The 18,910-nt window shown below is 71.1% G+C and carries 17 protein-coding genes and 2 pseudogenes; 7 read left to right on the top strand and 12 right to left on the bottom strand.

Annotation, left to right across the window (positions count from 1 at the left end; all coding sequences use genetic code 11):
- Nucleotides 1-4: 4 nt before the first annotated feature.
- Nucleotides 5-631 (bottom strand): TetR/AcrR family transcriptional regulator, encoded by a 627-nt coding sequence (locus C4U03_RS38225; protein ID WP_103944687.1) that lies wholly within the window; start codon nucleotides 629-631, stop codon nucleotides 5-7.
- A 120-nt stretch (nucleotides 632-751) separates the two neighbouring features.
- Here C4U03_RS38225 and C4U03_RS38220 point away from each other — a divergent pair, with 120 nt between their 5' ends.
- Nucleotides 752-2,353: an AMP-binding protein gene (locus tag C4U03_RS38220; protein WP_103944686.1), complete on the top strand. Its 1,602-nt coding sequence runs from the start codon at nucleotides 752-754 to the stop codon at nucleotides 2,351-2,353.
- A 26-nt stretch (nucleotides 2,354-2,379) separates the two neighbouring features.
- Here the strand turns inward: C4U03_RS38220 and C4U03_RS38215 are convergent, their stop codons facing one another.
- The 6 genes from C4U03_RS38215 to C4U03_RS38190 form a co-directional block, all read right to left on the bottom strand.
- Nucleotides 2,380-3,165: an SDR family oxidoreductase gene (locus C4U03_RS38215; protein ID WP_103944685.1), complete on the bottom strand. Its 786-nt coding sequence runs from the start codon at nucleotides 3,163-3,165 to the stop codon at nucleotides 2,380-2,382.
- 16 nt (nucleotides 3,166-3,181) lie between these two features.
- Nucleotides 3,182-3,958, bottom strand: a complete 777-nt coding sequence (locus tag C4U03_RS38210; RefSeq protein WP_103944684.1) for an ABC transporter ATP-binding protein — start codon at nucleotides 3,956-3,958, stop codon at nucleotides 3,182-3,184.
- Nucleotides 3,955-5,745, bottom strand: a complete 1,791-nt coding sequence (locus C4U03_RS38205) for a branched-chain amino acid ABC transporter ATP-binding protein/permease (RefSeq protein ID WP_103944683.1) — start codon at nucleotides 5,743-5,745, stop codon at nucleotides 3,955-3,957. The genes C4U03_RS38210 and C4U03_RS38205 overlap by 4 nt, the downstream gene beginning before the upstream one ends.
- Before the next feature lie 2 nt (nucleotides 5,746-5,747).
- Complete coding sequence (locus C4U03_RS38200) at nucleotides 5,748-6,605, bottom strand: branched-chain amino acid ABC transporter permease (protein ID WP_103944682.1); 858 nt, start codon at nucleotides 6,603-6,605, stop codon at nucleotides 5,748-5,750.
- 40 nt (nucleotides 6,606-6,645) lie between these two features.
- Entirely contained in the window at nucleotides 6,646-7,842 is a 1,197-nt protein-coding gene (locus C4U03_RS38195) for an ABC transporter substrate-binding protein (protein ID WP_103944703.1), read from the bottom strand.
- Nucleotides 7,843-7,966: 124 nt separating this feature from the next.
- A complete protein-coding gene (locus C4U03_RS38190) occupies nucleotides 7,967-8,737 on the bottom strand; it encodes an enoyl-CoA hydratase family protein (protein WP_103944702.1) in 771 nt (256 codons plus the stop codon).
- A 136-nt stretch (nucleotides 8,738-8,873) separates the two neighbouring features.
- On the opposite strand from C4U03_RS38190, the gene C4U03_RS38185 reads away from it, so the two are divergent.
- The 3 genes from C4U03_RS38185 to C4U03_RS38175 are packed head-to-tail and all read left to right on the top strand — an operon-like array spanning nucleotide 8,874 to nucleotide 11,856.
- Nucleotides 8,874-9,782 (top strand): SDR family oxidoreductase, encoded by a 909-nt coding sequence (locus C4U03_RS38185; RefSeq protein ID WP_103944681.1) that lies wholly within the window; start codon nucleotides 8,874-8,876, stop codon nucleotides 9,780-9,782.
- A gap of 44 nt (nucleotides 9,783-9,826) precedes the next feature.
- Nucleotides 9,827-11,047, top strand: a complete 1,221-nt coding sequence (locus tag C4U03_RS38180) for an acetyl-CoA C-acetyltransferase (RefSeq protein WP_103944680.1) — start codon at nucleotides 9,827-9,829, stop codon at nucleotides 11,045-11,047.
- Nucleotides 11,047-11,856 (top strand): MaoC/PaaZ C-terminal domain-containing protein, encoded by an 810-nt coding sequence (locus C4U03_RS38175; RefSeq protein WP_103944679.1) that lies wholly within the window; start codon nucleotides 11,047-11,049, stop codon nucleotides 11,854-11,856. Before C4U03_RS38180 ends, C4U03_RS38175 begins: the two co-directional genes overlap by 1 nt.
- 25 nt (nucleotides 11,857-11,881) lie before the next feature.
- Here the strand turns inward: C4U03_RS38175 and hsaA are convergent, their stop codons facing one another.
- A complete protein-coding gene (hsaA, locus tag C4U03_RS38170; protein WP_146087688.1) occupies nucleotides 11,882-13,048 on the bottom strand; it encodes a 3-hydroxy-9,10-secoandrosta-1,3,5(10)-triene-9,17-dione monooxygenase oxygenase subunit in 1,167 nt (388 codons plus the stop codon).
- Between the two features lie 90 nt (nucleotides 13,049-13,138).
- Between hsaA and C4U03_RS38160 the strand changes: the two genes are divergently transcribed.
- The 3 genes and pseudogenes from C4U03_RS38160 to C4U03_RS42915 form a co-directional block, all read left to right on the top strand.
- On the top strand, nucleotides 13,139-13,990 hold the full coding sequence (locus tag C4U03_RS38160) for an IclR family transcriptional regulator (protein WP_160147239.1): 852 nt from the start codon (nucleotides 13,139-13,141) through the stop codon (nucleotides 13,988-13,990).
- 291 nt (nucleotides 13,991-14,281) lie between these two features.
- Entirely contained in the window at nucleotides 14,282-15,949 is a 1,668-nt protein-coding gene (locus C4U03_RS38155) for an FAD-binding protein (protein ID WP_103944677.1), read from the top strand.
- A gap of 75 nt (nucleotides 15,950-16,024) precedes the next feature.
- Nucleotides 16,025-16,384, top strand: a pseudogene (locus C4U03_RS42915) (SDR family NAD(P)-dependent oxidoreductase); the annotation flags it as partial.
- Between the two features lie 69 nt (nucleotides 16,385-16,453).
- On the opposite strand, the gene C4U03_RS41540 reads toward C4U03_RS42915, so the two are convergent.
- The 4 genes and pseudogenes from C4U03_RS41540 to C4U03_RS40870 form a co-directional block, all read right to left on the bottom strand.
- Complete coding sequence (locus tag C4U03_RS41540) at nucleotides 16,454-16,849, bottom strand: flavin reductase family protein (RefSeq protein ID WP_200827757.1); 396 nt, start codon at nucleotides 16,847-16,849, stop codon at nucleotides 16,454-16,456.
- 22 nt (nucleotides 16,850-16,871) lie between these two features.
- Nucleotides 16,872-17,912, bottom strand: coding sequence for a ferredoxin--NADP reductase (locus C4U03_RS38145; protein ID WP_103944675.1), 1,041 nt, complete (start codon nucleotides 17,910-17,912; stop codon nucleotides 16,872-16,874).
- 5 nt (nucleotides 17,913-17,917) lie between these two features.
- A complete protein-coding gene (locus tag C4U03_RS42335; protein WP_235018378.1) occupies nucleotides 17,918-18,160 on the bottom strand; it encodes a hypothetical protein in 243 nt (80 codons plus the stop codon).
- Nucleotides 18,161-18,239: 79 nt separating this feature from the next.
- Nucleotides 18,240-18,910, bottom strand: a pseudogene (locus tag C4U03_RS40870) (3-ketosteroid-9-alpha-hydroxylase); the annotation flags it as partial.

Raw genomic sequence — 18,910 nt, 5'->3', positions numbered from 1 at the left:
CGCCCTAGAACAGGCCGCCGTGAAGAAGGGCGAGGAATTGGCCGGCCACGGTCTCGGGCTTGAGCTGCCCCCCGGGGCGGTACCAGCGCACCGCGGACCAGATGGCGTCACGGACGAACAGGTAGGACACCTTGACGTCGAGGTCGGGCCGGAAGACCCCGGACGTCTGGCCCCTGGTGAGCACCCGGAGCCAGACCTCCTCGATCTTCAGGCTGTAGTCCGCGACGTAGGAGAACGCCTCCTGGCGCACCAGGTTGTCGGTCTCGTTCTGGTAGACGGCCACCGCGTGCGGGGAGTCGTGGATCCAGGAGAAGGAGACGCGGACCAGTTTGCTGAGGGCCTCGCGGGGGTTGTCACCCTCCTGCTCGATGGCCGAGAACTGCTCGTACAGCCGGGTGAGGAAGTCGCGGAGGATCTCGTCGAGCATGGCCTCCTTGGAGCTGAAGTGGTGGTAGATGCTCCCGGCCAGGATCCCCGACTTGTCGGCGATGTCGCGCATCGTCGTCTCGGCGTACCCTTGGGTGGCGAAGAGTTCGGCCGCGACCTCCAGCAGGCGCGCGCGCCGGTCGACGCCATCGGCCTTGACCGTCTCCTTCTTCGGCGCCCTCTTGCGCGCCCTGGCCACCGCCATGCGTGTCTCCCTCACCTTGACCAATTGTTTGTTTGACGTATCCATCCAGTGTGGCGCACGATCGGCCGAGCGCCGAACCGTCCCACTCCTTGGAGTGACATGAACGCCTCAGGGCCATCGATGACCATCCCCGGCATGCTGCGCGAGGCCGTGCGCGACCATGGTGCGCGTCTCGCCGTCGTGGACGGGGACGTGCGGCTGCGCTACCGGGATCTCGCCGGGCTCGTGGAACGCGCCGCCCGCGCGTATCTGGCGCTCGGCACGCGGCCCGGGGACCGGGTCGCGATCTGGATGCCGAACCGGTACGAGTTCATCGTGGCGATGCTCGGCGCCCAGTCCATGGGCGCCGTCGTCGTCCCGATGAACACCCGGTACCGGGGACACGAGGCGGCGCAGATCCTGGCCAGGTCGCGCTCCTCCGTGCTGGTCACCTCGAACGGTTTCCTGGGCCTGGACCTCGTCGGCATGCTCCGGGCGGCGGCGGCCGAACCCGGCGGACAGCAGACGGCAGGCCCCGTGCCCGGCCTGCCGCACCTGAGCGCCCTCGTCAACGTGCCCGCCGGGCCGGAGCCGGCGGGCACGCTGCCGTGGGAGGCGTTCCTGGCCCGTGCGGAGGAGCTTCCGGCGGCCGCCGCCCGGGCGGCGGCCGATCGGGTGAGCCCCGACGACGTGTGCGACATCCTGTTCACGTCGGGCACGACCGGCCGGCCGAAAGGCGTCATGAGCGCCCACCGCCAGACGGTCGACGTCGCCCGTATCTGGGCCAGGGGCGCGGGCCTGACCCCGGAGGACCGCTATGCAGTGGTCAATCCCTTCTTTCACGGGTTCGGCTACAAGGCCGGTGTGATCACCTCGTTCACCGCGGGCGCGGCCGTCCATCCGGTGCCGGTGTTCGACGCCGACCGGCTGCTGGAGCTGATCGAGCGGGAGCGCATCACCGTCATGCCCGGGACACCGACCCTGTTCGTCTCGCTGCTGGACCATCCCCGCCTCAAGGAGCACGACCTGTCGTCGCTGCGCTTCGCCACCGCCGGCGCGGCCACCGTCCCCGAAACGCTCTTCAGCCGGATGCGGGAGGAGCTGGGGTTCGACCAGGTGGCCCAGGCGTACGGGCTGACCGAGTGCATGATGGTCTCGCGGTCCCGGCCGGACGAGGATCCGCGCCATGTCGCGGAGACGACCGGTCCGGCGGTCGACGGGGTGGAACTGCGCCTGGTGAGCGTCATCGACGGCGCAGACGCGCCGCCCGGCGAGGACGGCGAGATCCTGGTCCGCGGCCGCAACGTGATGCTCGGCTACTTCGAGGACGAGGAGGCCACCCGGGCCGTCATCGACCCCGCCGGCTGGCTGCACACCGGCGACGTGGGCCGTCTCGACGAGCACGGCTGCCTGAAGATCACCGACCGGCTCAAGGACATGTTCACGGTCGGCGGGTTCAACGTCTATCCGGCCGAGGTGGAGAACGTCCTGGCCGCACATCCCGACGTCTCCGAGGCGGCCGTGGTGGCCAGACCGGACCCCCGGATGGGGTCGGTCGCGACGGCCTATGTGGTGGCCCGTCCCGGCGCCATGGCCGACGCCGACGCCCTCATCGCGCACTGCCGGGCGCGGCTGGCCGGCTTCAAGACACCCCGCGAGGTGGTGTTCGTGGAGGTCCTGCCGCGCAACGCCAGCGGCAAGATCCTCAAGACGGAACTGCGGGTGCGGGCCTCGCACGGCTGAGGCCCGCACCCGGCCCTGCCGGGTCTTCAGGGTGCCGTTCCGGGGAGCTTTTCGGTGCCCGGGGCGTGCTGGAGGAACGCCGGCCACTCACCGCCGCCGTCCACGTTGAGGATGGCGCCGGTGATGTGGGCGGCGAGCGGCGACGCCAGCAGCGCGCAGGCCGCGCCGATGTCGGCGGGCTTGGCGAACACCCCGCGCGGAATGGTCGCGGCCACGCGCGCCACCTGCTCGGGGCCGCCGTAGTGGTCCGCCGACCCCTCGGTCTCGACCAGGCCGGAGCTGACGGCGTTGACCCGGATCCGCGGCGCCCATTCCACGGCGAGGCTGCGGGTGAGGCTCTCCAGGGCGGCCTTGGCCGCGCCGTACACCACCGTCCCGGGACTGGGGCGGCGCGCGCTGATGGAGGTAATGTTCAGGACCACTCCCCCGGCGTCCTGCGCGCTCATGACCGGGTAGGCCGCCTGCGCGACGAACACCGCCGACAGGAAGTTCAGGTCGGTGATCCTGCGGTGGAAGCGGGGGGAGGCGTCCGCGAAGCCGGTGAAGGGGGCTCCCCCGGCGTTGTTCACCACCACGTCGATCCTGCCGTGCCGTCCGGCCACCTCGTCCACCCAGTGGCGGACCTGGTCCTCGTCCCGCACGTCGACCTGGCTGAAGCGGGGGACGGCCGGGGCCGGGCCGGGAGCGGTGCGGCCGCAGATCTCGACGGCGGCACCGGCCTCCAGGAACGTGCGGGCGATGCCCGCCCCCACACCCCGGGTGCCTCCCGTCACCAGGACGACGTGATCGGTCAGGTCGATCTTCAGCGCCAATTCTCCGGTCCCTTTCTCACCGGTCGTCCGGCGACGACCGCAACGGCTCGTGCCCGGCGCGCCTGCCGAAGTAGGCCTCGCGCAGGGTGGCGATGTCGTCGAGGTCGTCCTTGCGGACGCTGACGAGCACCCGGCCCATGTCGAGCACGACGATGTGGTCCGCGACCCGGATCGACGCCTCCAGCGCCTGCTCCACCAGCAGCACGCCGATGCCGTGCTCCCTGAGCCGCGCCACCTGCTCCATGACCTGTCCCACGATGACCGGCGCGAGGCCGCCGGAAGGCTCGTCCAGGAGCAGAACCTTCGGCGCGGCCATCAGCGCCTGGCCGATGGCCAGCATCTGCTGCTGCCCGCCGGACATGTCGCCGGCGAGCACGTTCCTCTTGTCGCCCAGCACGGGGAAGATCTCGTAGATCCCCTCGGCCTCGGCCCGCAGCGCCGACCGGCTCATGCCACGCGTGTACCCGCCGACGACGAGGTTCTGTTCGACCGTCTGCCGGTGGAAGACCCGCTTGCCCTCCTGCACGTACGCCAGTCCCTGACGTACCCGCCGGTGCGCGGGGGTCCTGGTCACGTCGGCGCCGGCCAGTTCCACCGATCCGGCGGACGCCTTGTTCAGGCCCGCGACGGCGCGCAGCGTGCTGGTCTTGCCCGCCCCGTTGCGGCCGAGGAGCACGGTCAGCTCGCCGGGCCGCACGTCCAGGCTCACGTCCCACACCACCCGCAGGTCGCCGTACCCGGTGGCCAGGTTGCGGACCCGCAGCACGGGCTCGGGTGATAGCGGGGCTGTCATGCCACCTCCTGTGCGGCGCCGAGGTACTCGCCGAGCACCCGCGGGTTCGTCTCGATCTCCGCCGGCGGGCCCTGGGCGATGACCTGTCCGTGCGCGAGGACGACGATGTCGTCGGCAAGGTCCAGGACGAGCCGGAAGTTGTGCTCGACCAGCACGACCGTCCCGCCCGCCGCACGGATCCGGCGGATCAGCTCCGCCAGCCGGTCGACCTCGTCCTCGTCCAGGCCCGAGGCCGCCTCGTCCAGCAGCAGCACACCCGGGGCGGCGATGAGAGACCGCGCCACCTCCAGCAGCCGCCGCATGCCGAGCGGCAGCGCCGACGCCCGCTCGCCGCGCAGATGACCCATGCCGACGAGCGCGAGCATGCGTTCGGCCTCCTCCCGGTCGGCGCGGCGGACCCGGCGGAAGCCGGGTAGCCGCAGGACCGCGGACAGGACGGACGCCCGGTCGGTGGAGTAGCGGCCGGCGGCGACCGCTTCGAGGACCGTCACGCCGTCCGGGATGCTGGGCGTTTGGAAGGTCCGGGCGACGCCCGCCCGCGCCACCCGGTGCGGCGTCGCGCCCTCCAGCCGCTCGCCGTCGAGCAGGATGCGGCCGGAGTCGGTGCGGTAGAAGCCGCAGACCATGTTGAGCAGCGTGGTCTTGCCTGAGCCGTTCGGGCCGATCAGCGCGGTGACCCGGCCCGGCGCGGCCCGGAAGTTCACCCCGTCCAGCGCCCGGTTGCCGCCGAACGCCTTGGAGACGTCCTCGACGGCGAGCGTCGCCCCCTTGATCGGCGGGATGTCCGCCGTCCCCTCGGTACCGGACGCCGGCTGCGGCGTCAGGCCGGCGGCCCGATCGAGACGGGTGACGGCCTTGCGGGCCAGGTCGGCCAGGCCGCCCCGGACCAGGACGCCGCCGACGATCAGGAAGACGCCGGTGAAGACCAGGGCGAACTCCTGGAACCGCGAGGACTGGCTCGGCCCGAACTGCATGACGGCCGCCCCGGCCAGCGCACCGTAGACGCTGGTCGTCCCGCCGAGGATGGAGGCGGCCAGGACGGTCGTGGCGAGGGTGAAGCCGAACGCCTCGGGCGAGACGTACAGGTCGAGGTTGGCGAAGAGGGCTCCGGCCAGTCCCGCCGGGATGGCGCCGAGCGCGTACGCCAGCAGTTTCATACGGAAGGCCGAGATCCCCATGGACGACGCCAGGACCGGGCTCTGCTTGAGGACCCGCAGCGCCACGCCGTGCCTGGACACCACGATGTTCCGCATCACCGCGAACCAGGCCACCAAGACCACACCGATGACGAGGTAGAACCCGGTGGGGTCCAGGGGCCGGCCGAACAGGGTCGGCCCCAGGATGCCGCTCAGCCCGTTCCGGCCCCCGGTGCGGCCGGCGAAGACGGCGAGCACGTCGGGCACGAGCAGCACGAGGAAGAACGACGTCATCGCCAGTGACCAGCTTCCGAGCCGCAGCCCCGCCACACCGGTGAGCAGTCCCACCGCCAGGACCACCAGGCCCGACGCGGCGAGCTGCACGGCGATGTCGGTGTGGCCCGCGGCCGAGAGCATCCCGGCGGTGTAGGCGCCGGCGGCGTACATCGCCGCCTGGCCGAGCGCCAGTTCCCCGGCGTAGCCGAGGCTGAGGTTCAGCCCGCTCACCAGGAGGGCCAGGATGCAGGCCAGCTGGATCTGCCGGGACGCCGAGAAGTCGAGCCCGAGCACCGGGAGCATCAGCAGCACGGCGCCGAGGGCGACGGGGAGGATCCAGGTGGGGAGGGCGCGCAGCCGCCGCCAGAGGGCCATCGTCACACCGCCCTTTCCCGCGTGCGGACGAACAGCCCCGACGGCCGGACCAGCAGAATGGCGATGAGCACGGCGAAGACGGAGATCGAGGCGTACTCGCTGCCCAGATGGCGTGCGGCCAGCGCCTCCACCAGACCGACGACCAGCCCTCCGACGAGCGTGCCCGGCATCGAGCCGAACCCGCCGATGGCCACCACGACGAAGCCCTTGAGCGCGAGGGAGGCGCCCAGTGTGGCGACCGCGAAGGTCTTGGGGCCGACGAAGACCCCGAGCAGGCCGGCGAGCGCGCCCGACGCAGCGAACGTCCAGAAGGCCAGCCGGCGAACGTCGATCCCGCGCAGCATCGCCGCCTCGCGGTCCTCGGCCATGGCCAGCAGCGCCAGGCCGGTGACGAAGCGGCGGCTGAACCAGGTGAACAGCACGACCAGAGCCACGGCGACGACGACCAGGGCGATCTCCACCGGATAGACCCGGCCGCCGAGCAGTTCCAGGACCTGGTCGCCGCCGAAGAACGGCACCGTCAGCGGCTGGCCGCCCCACACCAGCTGGGTCAGTCCGTTGAGCAGCACCGCAGCGCCGAGGGTGGTGACCAGCACCGCCTCCGGATCGCCGACCGGCCGGATCGCCAGCCGCTCCTCGACCGCCGCGACGGCCATGACCGCGGCCGTGGCCATCAGGACCACCAGGGCCACCGGAAGGCGGAGCGTCACCAGGCCGGTGTGGGCCACGAACGTCCCCACCATCATCAGCTGCGCTTGGGCGAAGTTGAACGTCTTCGACGAGATGAAGACGATGTTGTAGCCGACGGCGACCAGCGCGTAGACCGCACCGAGCGCGAGCCCGCCCCAGATGATCGTCATGGCCTCTCACCGCCGTTCGTCGGCGCGCCGGCCCGTGGCATCACTGGAACTGGCCGTTCTTGAGCGGCGACGGAGCGACGAACGCCAGGTCGTCGGCGGCGAGGTTGGGCCCGTGGGAGTCCGGCCGGAAGTTGTAGCGCCTGATGATGACCACCTTGGCGCTCGCCTGGACCTGGGGATCCTCCAGCGCCTTGGCGAGCGCCTGCGGGTCGCCGGCATGGCCGACCTTGGCGGCCGCGGCGGCGATGAGGGGCAGGACGTCGTAGTTGGTCGCCATGATGAGCGTGGACTCGATCTTCCCGAGCGCGGCCATGGCCGCCACCACCTCGTTGACGGCCCGGTCGGCGGGGTCGTGCACGGTGCTCCGGTAGACCTGCGTGACCAGGTTCCGCACCTGCGGCGTCCCGAGGACCCCGGTGGGCGGCGGCGTGGAGATCAGGCCGGTGGCGCTGACCGAGTTGTTGGCGACGATCGGCACGTTCCAGCCGAGCTTCTCCACGCCCTTGAGGAGGTGGCCGACCGGCGCGCCGTAGCCGTCCATGACGAGCACGTCCGGGTTCTTCGACTGCAGCGCCTGGAGTTGCGGGGTCATGTCGAGGGCGGCGGAGTCGTACTCCTGGTTGCCCACGACGGTGATGCCCGCCGCCTTGAGGGCGGGCTCCATCTGCTCGGCGAACGTCACGCCGGTGGCCGTGCTGCCGTGGACGATCCCGGCCGACCGGTAACCCTTCTCCTTCAGGTGGGGGATGAAACCGCGGATGTAGTCCTCCGGGTTGCCGGTCATGTCGAAGTTGAGCGGGTTGACCGCCGGGTTCGCCGAGTCCTCGGTCGGGGCGATGTTGAACGACAGGATCTTGTACTGCTTGAGCACGGGCAGGGTCGCGGCCGCCACCGTGGAGGGGCCTGCGTTGACGACGGCGTCGGGCCGCTGCGCAGCGATCGCCTGGCGGATCTTGGTAAGGGCGGTGGTGGGGTTGCCCTCGTCGTCGACCACGGTGAGCTCGACCTTGCGGCCCGCGACCCCGCCGGCCCTGTTGACCTGCGCGACGCTCGCCCTGACCGAGAGCACCGAGGTGGCGGCGTTGCCCGCCAGCGCCCCCTGGGTGCTGAGACCGGCCGTCATCAGCACCCGGTAGGGCCCGTCCGCACCACCGCCGGTCTCCCCGCTCCCGCACCCCGCGAGAAGCGCCGCCGCACTCGCGGCCGCCATGGCCGCCGTCACGAAACGTTGCATCATCTCCCAGTCCTCCGCCCGGACGATCGACACACGTGTCTACAAACAAACGCTTGTTAGAGCGGGGAGACTAGATGAGCCAGATCACACCGTCAAGAGATCCCGGGCGGCGCGGTCCGGCTCCCCATCAGGCTTTCACCTGGTCACCGGACAGGGGCCGGCCCGTGGCGACGAAAGCGTCCCGATGCCGGTCCGCGACGCCGGAGAGGCTGAGCTCGAACGTGAACCCCTGCTCAAAGCGGTAGGAGCGGTGGACGTCGACCGGGTCGATGCCGTTCAGCGCCTCCTTGGCGGCGCGGATCACCGTGGTGTCCTTGGCCGCGATCTCCCCGGCCACCGTCATGGCCGCGTCGTCGAGCCGGTCCCGGGGCACCACCTCGAGGACCGACCCGTACTGCAGGAGCTGGCGGGCGGGGATGGTGCGGCTGGTGTAGTAGAGGGTGCGCAGCAGGTGGACGGGGACCAGCCGGGCCAGGTGCGTCGCGGCGCCGAGCGCACCGCGGTCGACCTCGGGCACGCCGAAGTAGGCGTCCTCGCTGGCCACGATGGTGTCGGAGTTGCCGACCAGGCCGACGCCGCCGCCGAGGCAGAAGCCCTGCACCGCGGCGACGACCGGGACGGCGCACTCGTAGATCGCCTTGAACGCCGCGTAGCACCCGCGGTTGACCCCGAGGAGGGCCTCGAAGCCCGGGGTCCGCTGCAGCTCCTTGATGTCGACCCCGGCGTTGAAGCCTCGCCCCTCGGCCCGGAGCACGACGGCCCTCGTGTCCGGGGCCCGGCCGGCCTCCTCCACGGCGTCGGCCAGATCCCGCCATCCCGCCACCGGCAGCGCGTTGACCGGCGGGAAGTCCATCGTGATGACACGGATGCCGTCCTGTGCGACCGAAGTGATGCCCATGTCCTGCCCTTCACCGGCGCCGACCACCAAGAGGTGGTTGTTGACCAAATATTTGTTAGGTAGCCTAACACCCCCGGCGCCCGGGCCCCGCGAACGGCAACGGGGCCGCGGGCGCGCACCACGACGAGGAGCAGGCGTGAACGAAATCTGCGCGGGACGGATCGTCATCGTCACCGGCGCCGGACGCGGGCTGGGGCGCGCGCACGCGCTCGAACTGGCCCGCCAGGGCGCCCGGGTGGTCGTCAACGACCTGGGAGCCGGCCTCGACGGCGCCGGACGGTCCACCGGCCCCGCCCACGAGGTCGTCGAGGCGATCCGGGCCATGGGCGGCGAGGCGGTCGCCAATGGCGACGACGTCGCCGACTTCGGGGGCGCGCGACGGCTCGTCCAGCAGGCGATCGACACGTTCGGCGGGCTGGACGCGCTGGTCAACAACGCCGGATTCCTCCGGGACCGGATGCTGGTCAACACCTCGGAGGAGGAATGGGACGCCGTCGTCCGGGTGCACCTCAAGGGGCACTTCGCACCGCTGCGGCACGCGGCGGCGTACTGGCGCGCGGAATCCAAGGCCGGCCGGGCCCGGCGGGCGCGCGTCATCAACACCTCTTCCGGGGCCGGTCTGCAGGGCAGCTTGGGGCAGGCGACGTACAGCGCGGCCAAGGCGGGCATCGCGGCCCTCACCCTGGTGGCCGCGGAGGAACTGGCCCGCTACGGCGTGACCGTCAACGCCCTGGCCCCCTCGGCGCGAACCCGGATGACCGAAGGGGCGTTCGCCGAGAAGATGGCGGTGCCGGACTCCGGCTTCGACGCCATGGCCCCCGACAACGTCTCACCGGTCGTCGCCTGGCTGGCCAGCGAGGACTCCGCGGACGTGACCGGCCGGGTGATCGAGGTCGAGGGCGGCCGGATCTGCGTCGAGGACGGCTGGCGGCACGGTCCGGCCGTCGACCTCGGCCGCCGGTGGGCCGCCGCCGACGTGGGCGCGGCCGTGCGCGACCTCATCCGCAAGTCCCCGGCCCCCGAGCCGGTCTACGGCGCCGGGTGACCCGTTCCGCCGGTACAGGATCGACATTCACCGTGGAGGTAGTCATGCCCGACGCCGTCATCGTCGCCATGGCCCGCTCGCCGATCGGCCGGGCGTTCAAGGGCTCCCTGAAGGACATGCGCGCCGACGACCTGCTGGGCCAGATGCTCGCCGCCGCCCTCGCGCAGGTACCGGCGCTGGATCCGGCGTCCATCGACGACATCATGGTCGGCTGCGCCCAGCCCGCGGGCGAGCAGGGATACAACATCGCGCGGCAGGCCGCCGTCGGGGCCGGTCTCGACGGCGTCCCGGGCACGGTGGTGCAGCGGTACTGCGCCTCGAGCGTGCAGACCACCCGGATGGCGCTGCACGCGATCAAGGCGGGCGAGGGCCATGCGTTCGTCTCCGCCGGGGTGGAATGCGTCTCCCGGTTCGGCAAGGGCAAGGCGGACGGGATGGAGGACACCCACAACCCCAGATACACCGAGGCCGAAGCCAGGACTCAGGCCCGTTCCACCGCGGGAGCGCCGCCGTGGAAGGATCCGCGTGAGGACGGCGGACTGCCCGATCCCTACATCGCCATGGGGCAGACGGCGGAGAACGTCGCGCGGCTTCGGGGAGTGAGCCGCGAGCGGCAGGACGAGTTCGGCGCCCGAAGCCAGAACCTCGCCGAGAAGGCCATCGCCGACGGGTTCTTCGAGGTCGACATCACGCCGGTCACCCTGCCGGACGGGACGGTCGTCGCCCGCGACGATTGTCCCCGCCCCGGGGTGACCCTCGAAGCGGTGTCGGCGCTCGCCCCGGTCTTCCGCCCCGACGGGACCGTCACCGCGGCCAACTGCTGCCCGTTGAACGACGGTGCCGCTGCACTCGTCGTCATGTCCGGCGAGCGGGCCCGCGACCTAGAGCTGACACCGCTGGCCAGGATCGTCTCCACCGGAGTGTCGGCCCTGTCCCCGGAGATCATGGGTCTCGGCCCGACGGAGGCCATGACCCGGGCGCTCGCCCACGCCGGCATGAGCGTGTCCGACCTGGACCTGGTCGAGATCAACGAGGCGTTCGCCGCGCAGGTGCTCCCCGTGTGCGACGACCTCGGCCTGGATCTGGAGCGGGTCAACGTGCACGGTGGCGCGATCGCGCTCGGGCACCCGTTCGGCATGACCGGCGCCCGCCTGACCACCACCCTTGTCAACGGGCTGCGGCGGTGTGACGGGCAGGTTGGCGCCGTCACCATGTGCGCCGCCGGCGGCCAGGGCATGGCACTGATCCTGGAGCGGATGTCGTGATGGAGCCGAAGAACGCGGGCGACTGGATCGGCCGCTTCCTGGGGGAACGCACCGTCACCTGGACGGAACGGGACGCGATCCTGTACGCGCTGGCCGTCGGAGCCAGGGCCACCGAACTCGACCTCGTCTACGAGGAACGGCTACGGCCGCTGCCAACGTTCGGTCTGACCCTCGCGCAGTGGGGCCCGGACGCGCTCGGCGGTGCCGGTGCGTTCGACACGGCCCGCGGCCTGCACGGCGCCCAGCACCTGGAGGTCCTCGCTCCCCTGCCGCCGCGCGGCGAACTGACGATGTCGGCCTGTGTGGAGGCGGTGTGGGACAAGGGCTCGGCCGCCGTCTTCGAGGTCCGGGTCGACAGCGAATGCTTCGTCGCCCGGTGGTCCATCTTCGCTCCGGGCGCCGGTGGTTTCGGCGGGGAACGAGGCCCGAGCGGACGCCGTGCCGCAGAGTGGACCGCATCCCGCACCACGACGGTGGAGACGTTCACCGAGCAGGCGGCGCTCTACCGGTTGTGCGGCGACCAGCACGCGATCCACATCGACCCGGCCGCTGCCAGGGCAATCGGCCAGGAACGCCCGATCCTGCACGGCCTGTGCACGATGGCCACGAGCCTGCTGGTCTTGGCCCGCACCATCGGCGCGCATCCGGCCGATCTGCGTGAGGCCGGCTGCCGGTTCACCGCTCCGGTCGTCCCGGGAGACGTCCTGGAGCTGAAGGCGCACGTGTCCGGCGGCACCGCGGCGTTCGAGGTCTGCAAGGATGCCACGCCGGTGATCGGTTCCGGGCTGGCACGGTTCGGCGACGGATGAGGGGACGCGTCTGCCGCGGGCGGCCTCAGACCATGGGGGGATGGGCGTCGACGGCCAGTTCGCCGGCGCCGTACATCGCCAGTGTCCGGTCCAGGTCGTTGAGGGCGTGCGCCTGCGTCGTGTGGATGTTGCGCCAGGCCTGCTCCACCGGGTTGCCCAGCCGGACCACCTCTCCCCCGGAGTGCTCGAACAGCTGGTCCACCGCGGCGGCCGCCCGCTGGGTCGCCACGACCTGGTCGCGGCGGATCCGCCTGCGCAGCGACAGCGGGACCGGCCCGCTGTCCCCGGCGCAGTTCACGATCTCCCGCACGTCGCGCACCAACTGCAGCCACGAGGCATCGACATCGGCGCTGGCCGCGGCCAGACGGGCGTTGCTGAAGTCGTCGCTGCCCAGCGACAGGCCGCTCCAGGACATGCCGAGCCGGGTGCGCAGCCACCCCACCAACGAGGCGTAGGCCCCCTCCGCCATGCCGATCACCGATGCGGCGACCACCGCGGCGAACATCGACGGCAGCGGCAACCGGTACAGCACGCCCGGATTGGCCTCCGTGCCCGGCGCCCAGCCCTCCAGGCAGGGAGCGAAGCTCAGCGTCCGGTGCGCCGGGACGAAGACGTCATCGGCGATGAGGTCGTGGCTTCCCGTGGCGCGCAGGCCCACGGTGTCCCAGTTCCGCTCTATCCGCAGGTCACCGGCGGGCACCAGGAACGTCACCAGGTCGGCCGGCGAGCCGTCGTGCGCGGTGAGCAGGCCGCCGAGCAACACCCAGTCCGCGTGCTCGCATCCGGTCGCCCAGCCCCAGCGCCCCTGCAGGCGGTACCCGTCCTCGACCTCGACGACGTGCCCGGTCGCCGCGTACGCGGCCGCCAGCAGCGCATCACGATCCTCGCCCCACACGTCCTCCTGGGCCCTGACGGGGAACAGCCCGAGATGCCAGGCGTGCACGCCGAACCAGCCCACCAGCCAGCCCGTCGATCCACAGGCGGCGGAGACGTCCCGGACGACCTCCAGGAAGGCGAGGACGTCGGACTCCGTCCCGCCGTACCGGCTCGGCACGAACATCCCGAACACGCCGGCCGCGGTCAGTTCCTCGATCGACGCGCGCGGGATCGCCCGGTCACGGTCCGCCTGGTTCGCTCTGTCCCGCAGATCGGGAAGAATTGCTGCAACAGCATCGCGAACCTGGTCACTCACCGTGGCCTCCTTCTGGTCGGACGACCTCGGCCGCCCTGCTGGATCAGCGACCGACGGCCGGAGGATATCCCGCTGAATAGGATGGTTCAGATGAAAAAAGGCGACGTCGCTCCGGCGTCGATGATCGACCGCGTGGTGCGCGTCCTTGACGCCTTCGACGGCTCGGCCCACCTGTCGCTCTCTCAGGTGGTCCGGCGCACCGGCCTACCTCGCTCCTCCGTACACCGCATCCTCGATCGGCTGGTGGCCGTTCGCTGGCTGACCCGGGAGGGCAACGACTACCGGCTCGGCATCCGCATGCTGGAACTCGGCTCGCTGGTGCTCCAGCAGAACCGGCTCCGGGACGCCGCGATCCCCTTCATGCACCAGCTGGCCACCTCTAGTCGCACCGTGGTGCACCTGGCCGTGCTGGACGGCACAGAGATCGTCTACCTGGAGAAGATCGGCGGTCCGCCGGGCGCCGATCTGCCGTCGCGGATGGGCGGGCGCGCCCCGGCCTACTGCACCGGGGTGGGCAAGGCGCTGCTGGCCTATGCCGGTGACGAGGCCGTCCAGAAGGTGATCGACGGCGGCCTCCAGGCGAGGACGCGGTTCACGATCACCAATCGTGGCCGGCTCCTGAGTGAGTTGCAGCAGGTGCGCGAGCGCGGAGCCGCCTTCGACCGGGAGGAGGCGGTGCGCGGCATCGGATGCGTCGCCGCGGCCGTCCGGGGCCCGGGCGCCGCCGTGGCGGCCCTGTCGGTGTGCGGGCCGATCGGTCAGATGAACTTCACCCAGCTCACTCCCGCGGTGCAACAGGCCGCGCAGCGGGTGTGGCGCGCGGCCAACGCCCGGTCGTCACGGAACCGGCTCCGCGGTTCTGAGGAGTCCCGGGGCGGCGGCTGGCCGCCCGGGGCGTTGGACGCGTGGGCCACATGGCCCAGGCTGACCGACTGGTTCTGACCTGATTCCGCCGACAAGCGCAAGGATCATCCCGCTGAGCGGGAAGCTTTTGTCAGGGTCTGCTTCATCCGTGGGTCCTGCCGATCGGGACGGCTGGCCGTACTCCAAGTGATGATGTGTTCCAGTGACTGGGAGAACATCTCGTAGGAAGCGGCCTCCCTGCGAAGAATCGGCGACGAACCCGCCCCTCGCGATGCCCCCGCCCGACCGTGGTCTCCGGCATCGCCGCATCCGGCTCGTCGCATTCCTTTCGCACACGGGCGCGCCCGTCCATCTCCATCGGAGGCCCTCATGACGTCCAGTGATCCGGGCTGGGACCACGAGGTCGACATCCTCGTGGCCGGCAGCGGGGCCGGCGGGATGGCCGGCGCCATCGCCGCTCATGACGCGGGGCTGTCCGCGCTGGTGGTCGAGAAGGACTCCCGCTACGGCGGCTCCACCGCCCTGTCGGGCGGGGGGATCTGGATCCCCAACAACCCGACGCTGAAGGCCCTCGGCCGCGAGGACGATCCGGCGGACGTCCGCCGGTACCTCCAGGCGATCATCGGGGACCGGGTCCCCGCCGCCCGCCTGGACGCCTACGTCGAGCACGGCCCCAAGGCCATGGAGATGCTGCACCGGGTGAGCCGGCATATGGACTTCAGCTGGTGCCCCGGCTACTCGGACTACCACCCGGAGGAGCCGGGTGGACGGCCGCTCGGGCGCACCGTCGAGCCGCGGCCGATCGACGCCAGGCTCCTCGGCGCGGACGAGGAGTTCCTGCTCAAGGCCGACCTTCCGGCTCCGCTGGGACTGTGGTTCACCGGCTACGAGGGCCGGCAGCTGATGATGTTCAAGCGCACCTGGTCCGGCAAGTGGATGCTGCGGGTCGCGGCCTGGCGGGTGCTGAGCAACCTGGTCCGGCGCCGCCACATGAAGACCCTGGGCGCCTCGCTCGTCGTCCGGCTGCGGCTGACGATGAAGGACCTCGGCATCCCGCTGTGGCTGGACTCTCCCATCACCGACCTGGTCGTCGAGGACGGCCGGGTGACCGGCGCCGTCGTCGAGCGCGGCGGCCGTCCCCTGCGGGTCCGGGCGCGGCGCGGCGTCGTCATCGCCACCGGCGGTTTCGACCACGACCCCGAGATGCGCAAGGAGCACCTGCCCGAACTCGGGCGGGAGGATTTCAGCGCCGGGGCGCGCAGCAACGTCGGCGACGGCATCCGGATCGGCCGGCGGGCCGGCGCCGAGCTGGACCTGATGGACGACGCCTGGTGGATGCCCTCGATCAGGCTGCCCGACGGCGGGATCTTCCCCCTGGTCACCGAACGGTGCATCCCGCCGATGGTGATCGTGGACCAGAAGGGCGAACGCTTCACCAACGAGGCGGCGCCCTACGTCAACTTCGTCCACGCGCAGCTCGAAGGGGGCCACATCCCCGCGTACGAGATCTTCGACGCGAAGGCGCGCAAGCGCTACCAGTTCGCGGGCGTCATGCCGGGGCAGCCGTTCCCGCGCGCGTGGTACGACAGCGGGCCGGTCACCAAGGCCGGCACCCTCGACGAGCTGGCCCGCCGGATCAAAGTTCCGGCGGACGCGCTGCAGGCCACGGTGCAGCGGTTCAACCGGTTCGCCCGCAACGGCCGCGACGAGGACTTCGGCCGCGGTGACAGCGCCTACGACCACTACTACGGCGACCCGACCCTGCCCAACCCCAACCTCGACGAGATCGGATCCGGCCCGTACTACGCCGTCCGGATCGAGGCCGGCGACCTCGGCACCAAGGGCGGCCTGGTCACCGACGAGCACGCCCGCGTCCTGCGCGCCGACGGCAGCCCCATCGAAGGGCTCTACGCCACCGGCAACGTGTCGGCGTCGGTGATGGGCAACGAGTACGCCGGCGCCACGATCGGCCCCGCCATCGCCTTCGGCTACGTCGCCGCACAGCACGCGGCCCACCAGCCCGTCCACGAGGGTTAGGCCGTGTCGTCCAGTGGCGACACGGTGGTCAGCGTGTGCGGGAATTCGGCTGATGCTTCGGTCTCAGAAGGGGCAATGGGACGTTTGGAAGGCAAGACGGCGATCGTCACCGGGGCGGGTCGCTCCGGCAACATCGGCGTGGGGGTATGCGAGGCGTTCCTGCGTGAGGGCGTCAGAGGTGTCGTCGCCACCGATCTGGCGGTGGACGAAGGAGACGCCCTGCGAGGCGAGATGGACAAGCGTCACGGCGGCGGCTCGATCATCAACAACATGTCGATGTCGTCCTTCATGCCGTCGGACAAGAACCTCGGCTACGCGGTCTCCAAGGCGGCCGGTCGGATGCTGACGGTCTGCGCCGCCGTCGAGTTCGGTCCCCGTCGCATCCGGGTCAACTCCGTCCACCCGGGGCTGACTCTCACGCCTCTGATCGACGAGGCGTTCGAGGACTATGCGCGTCATGGATTCTGGGAGAGCCGCGAGGCCGCCGTGGACGGCCTCGATGTCTCAGTCCATCCAGGCGATGGCCCCGTCGATCACCAGGGCACCGCGGTCGGTGCGCCGCCAGCGCACCCCGGTGAACTTGTCCGGGCCGGAGCGGCCCAGGGCGGAGCACACGTTCTGCTGGTCCTGTGCCAGGACGTTGACGGAGAACCGGCCGGAACGTCCGATCCGCGGCCAGCTCGTCGAGTTGCGGCCGGGGCAGACCAGCACCAGGGGCGGCGTCAACGACAGCGACGTGAAGGACTGGCACGTCAGGCCGACGGGGGCACCGTCCTCGCCGAAACCGGCCAGCACGGTGACGCCCGAGCAGAAGCGGCTGAGCGTGGCGCGGAAGTCGGCAGGGTCGATCGCCGGCCGGACCGAGGTCCCGGCCCCGGCGTTCGCATCGGTGGCCGTCATGCGTTTTCCTCCGTGGGGAACGTCAGTCGTAGGTGACCTCGATGTCCTCGCTGACCGGCACGGACTGGCAGCCCAGCACCCAGCCGTCCGCGAGGTCCTCCTCTTCCAGGACGTCGTTGCGCAGCATCTTCACCTCGCCTGCGGTCACCCGGCAGGCGCAGGCGCTGCACGCCCCCTCCCGACAGGAGAACGGCGCCCTGATCCCCTTGGACAGCAGCAGGTCGAGGAGAGGGGTCTGGGACGGCCAGGGGAACGAGTGCCGGTCGCCGTCGAGGGTCACCGTGACCCGCACCGCGGTGACGTCGCCGGTCTCGGCGGGGAGCGGGGCCGGGTCGGCGAACGGGTCGCCGGTCAGCGACCGGAAACGTTCCACGACCACTTTGTCCCCCGGCATGCCGACGCTGCGGAGCGCCTGCGCGACGGCGTCCATGAACGGCTCCGGGCCGCAGACGAACGCGGCGTCCCGGTCGGCGTGCGGGGCGGCGAGGGCGGCCAGCGCGTCGGCCGTCGGCAGGCCCTGCACGCTCTCCAGCCAGTGGATCACCTGTAGCCGCCGCGGGTGACGCGCCACCAGGTCGCGCAGCTCGGCGGCGAAGATCACCGACGACTCGTCACGGTTGGCGTAGCACAGCACCGCGGTGCCCTCGGGCTGTGCCAGCACGGCCTTGATGATGGAGATCACCGGGGTGATGCCGCTGCCGCCGGCGAAGAACAGGTGGTCGCCGGTCAGCCTCCCGGGTGTGAACAGACCGGCCGGCGGAAGCACGTCGATCGTGTGCCCGGGACGGACGTTGTCGCAGATCCAGTTCGATCCGGCTCCCCCGGCCACCCGTTTCACTGTGATCTTCGGGTGCGGATCGACGCCGGGTGCGCTGGACAGCGAGTAGCAGCGGGCCAGTCCCGCACCACCGGCACCGGGTATCCGCAGGGTGAGGAACTGGCCGGGCCGATAGGCGAACCCGTCGCGCAGTTCGCCGGGCACGCCGAGCACCAGCGAGCAGGCGTCCGCGGTCTCCTCGACGACATCGAGGACCGTCACGGTGCAGGGCCCGGTCTCGTTCAATCGGTTCACTCCTCGTACCGGGTGTCCAGGTCGGGGACCGGCACCAGCCCGCTGCGCACGGACGCCTCGATGCTGTCGCGCAGGTGCAGGCAGGTGGGAACGGTCCCGCGCTGGACACCGCGGTCGGCTTGCTCGTTCAGTTCCACGCACTGGTTCGTGTCGGTCGTCCACTGGACTTCGGTGTGCGCGAGGTTGTTCTTCTTCACCAGCACGCATGAGCCGCACAGGTGGCAGGCCACGGACTGCACAGATGTCTCCTGGGAGGTCAGTCGGGGACGGCGCCCGCAAGGCGGCGCTGGCGCGGGTCGCCGCCCTGTGGGGGTGGTGTCAGTCCTTGGCCTGGGTCGTCTCGGGTTCGAGGCCGACGGTGCGGCCGGCGGCGAGGTTCTCCTCGACCTGTTTGTGCCAGAACTCCTTGGCCCGCTCGGTGTCGATCTCGCACTCGAACCGCTGGGTCATCTGCGGGGTGACGTCCTCGACGTCCACGTAGAACTGCTCGTACCAGCGGCGGAGCTGGTAGACGGGGCCGTCCTCCTCGCACAGCAGCGGGTTGTCGATCTTGGCCTTGTTCCGCCAGATCTGCACGTCCTGCAGGAAGCCCTTCTCCACTCCGGCGGCGAACCCCTGGGCGTACTGCTCGGCCTCCTGCATCGACACGCCGGCGGGCCGCTTGACCATCACGCCCCACTGGAGCACGAAGCTGGTCGGTGAGACCGGATAGTGGCAGTTGATCAGGATGCTCTCCAGGGTGCCCTGACCGCCCGTGCTCCTCATCGGGTTGATCATGTAGGACGGGCCGTAGTACGAGGCCTGCGAGACGCTCACCCGCTCCTCACCCGAGTAGTGGGTGCCCAGGTCCACGTCCGGGCGGGACCTGCCGTTCATGTACTGGCTGGCGATGTGCCCTTCGAAAACGTTCTTGAAGTACGTCGGGAACGAGTAGTGGACGTAGAAGAAGTGCGCCATGTCCACGACGTTGTCGACGATCTCACGGCAGT

Source organism: Thermomonospora echinospora (assembly GCF_900108175.1).
Classification (GTDB): domain Bacteria; phylum Actinomycetota; class Actinomycetes; order Streptosporangiales; family Streptosporangiaceae; genus Thermomonospora; species Thermomonospora echinospora.
The sequence above is the reverse complement of the archived record's forward strand: the minus strand, read 5'-3'. Positions and strand labels throughout refer to the sequence as shown.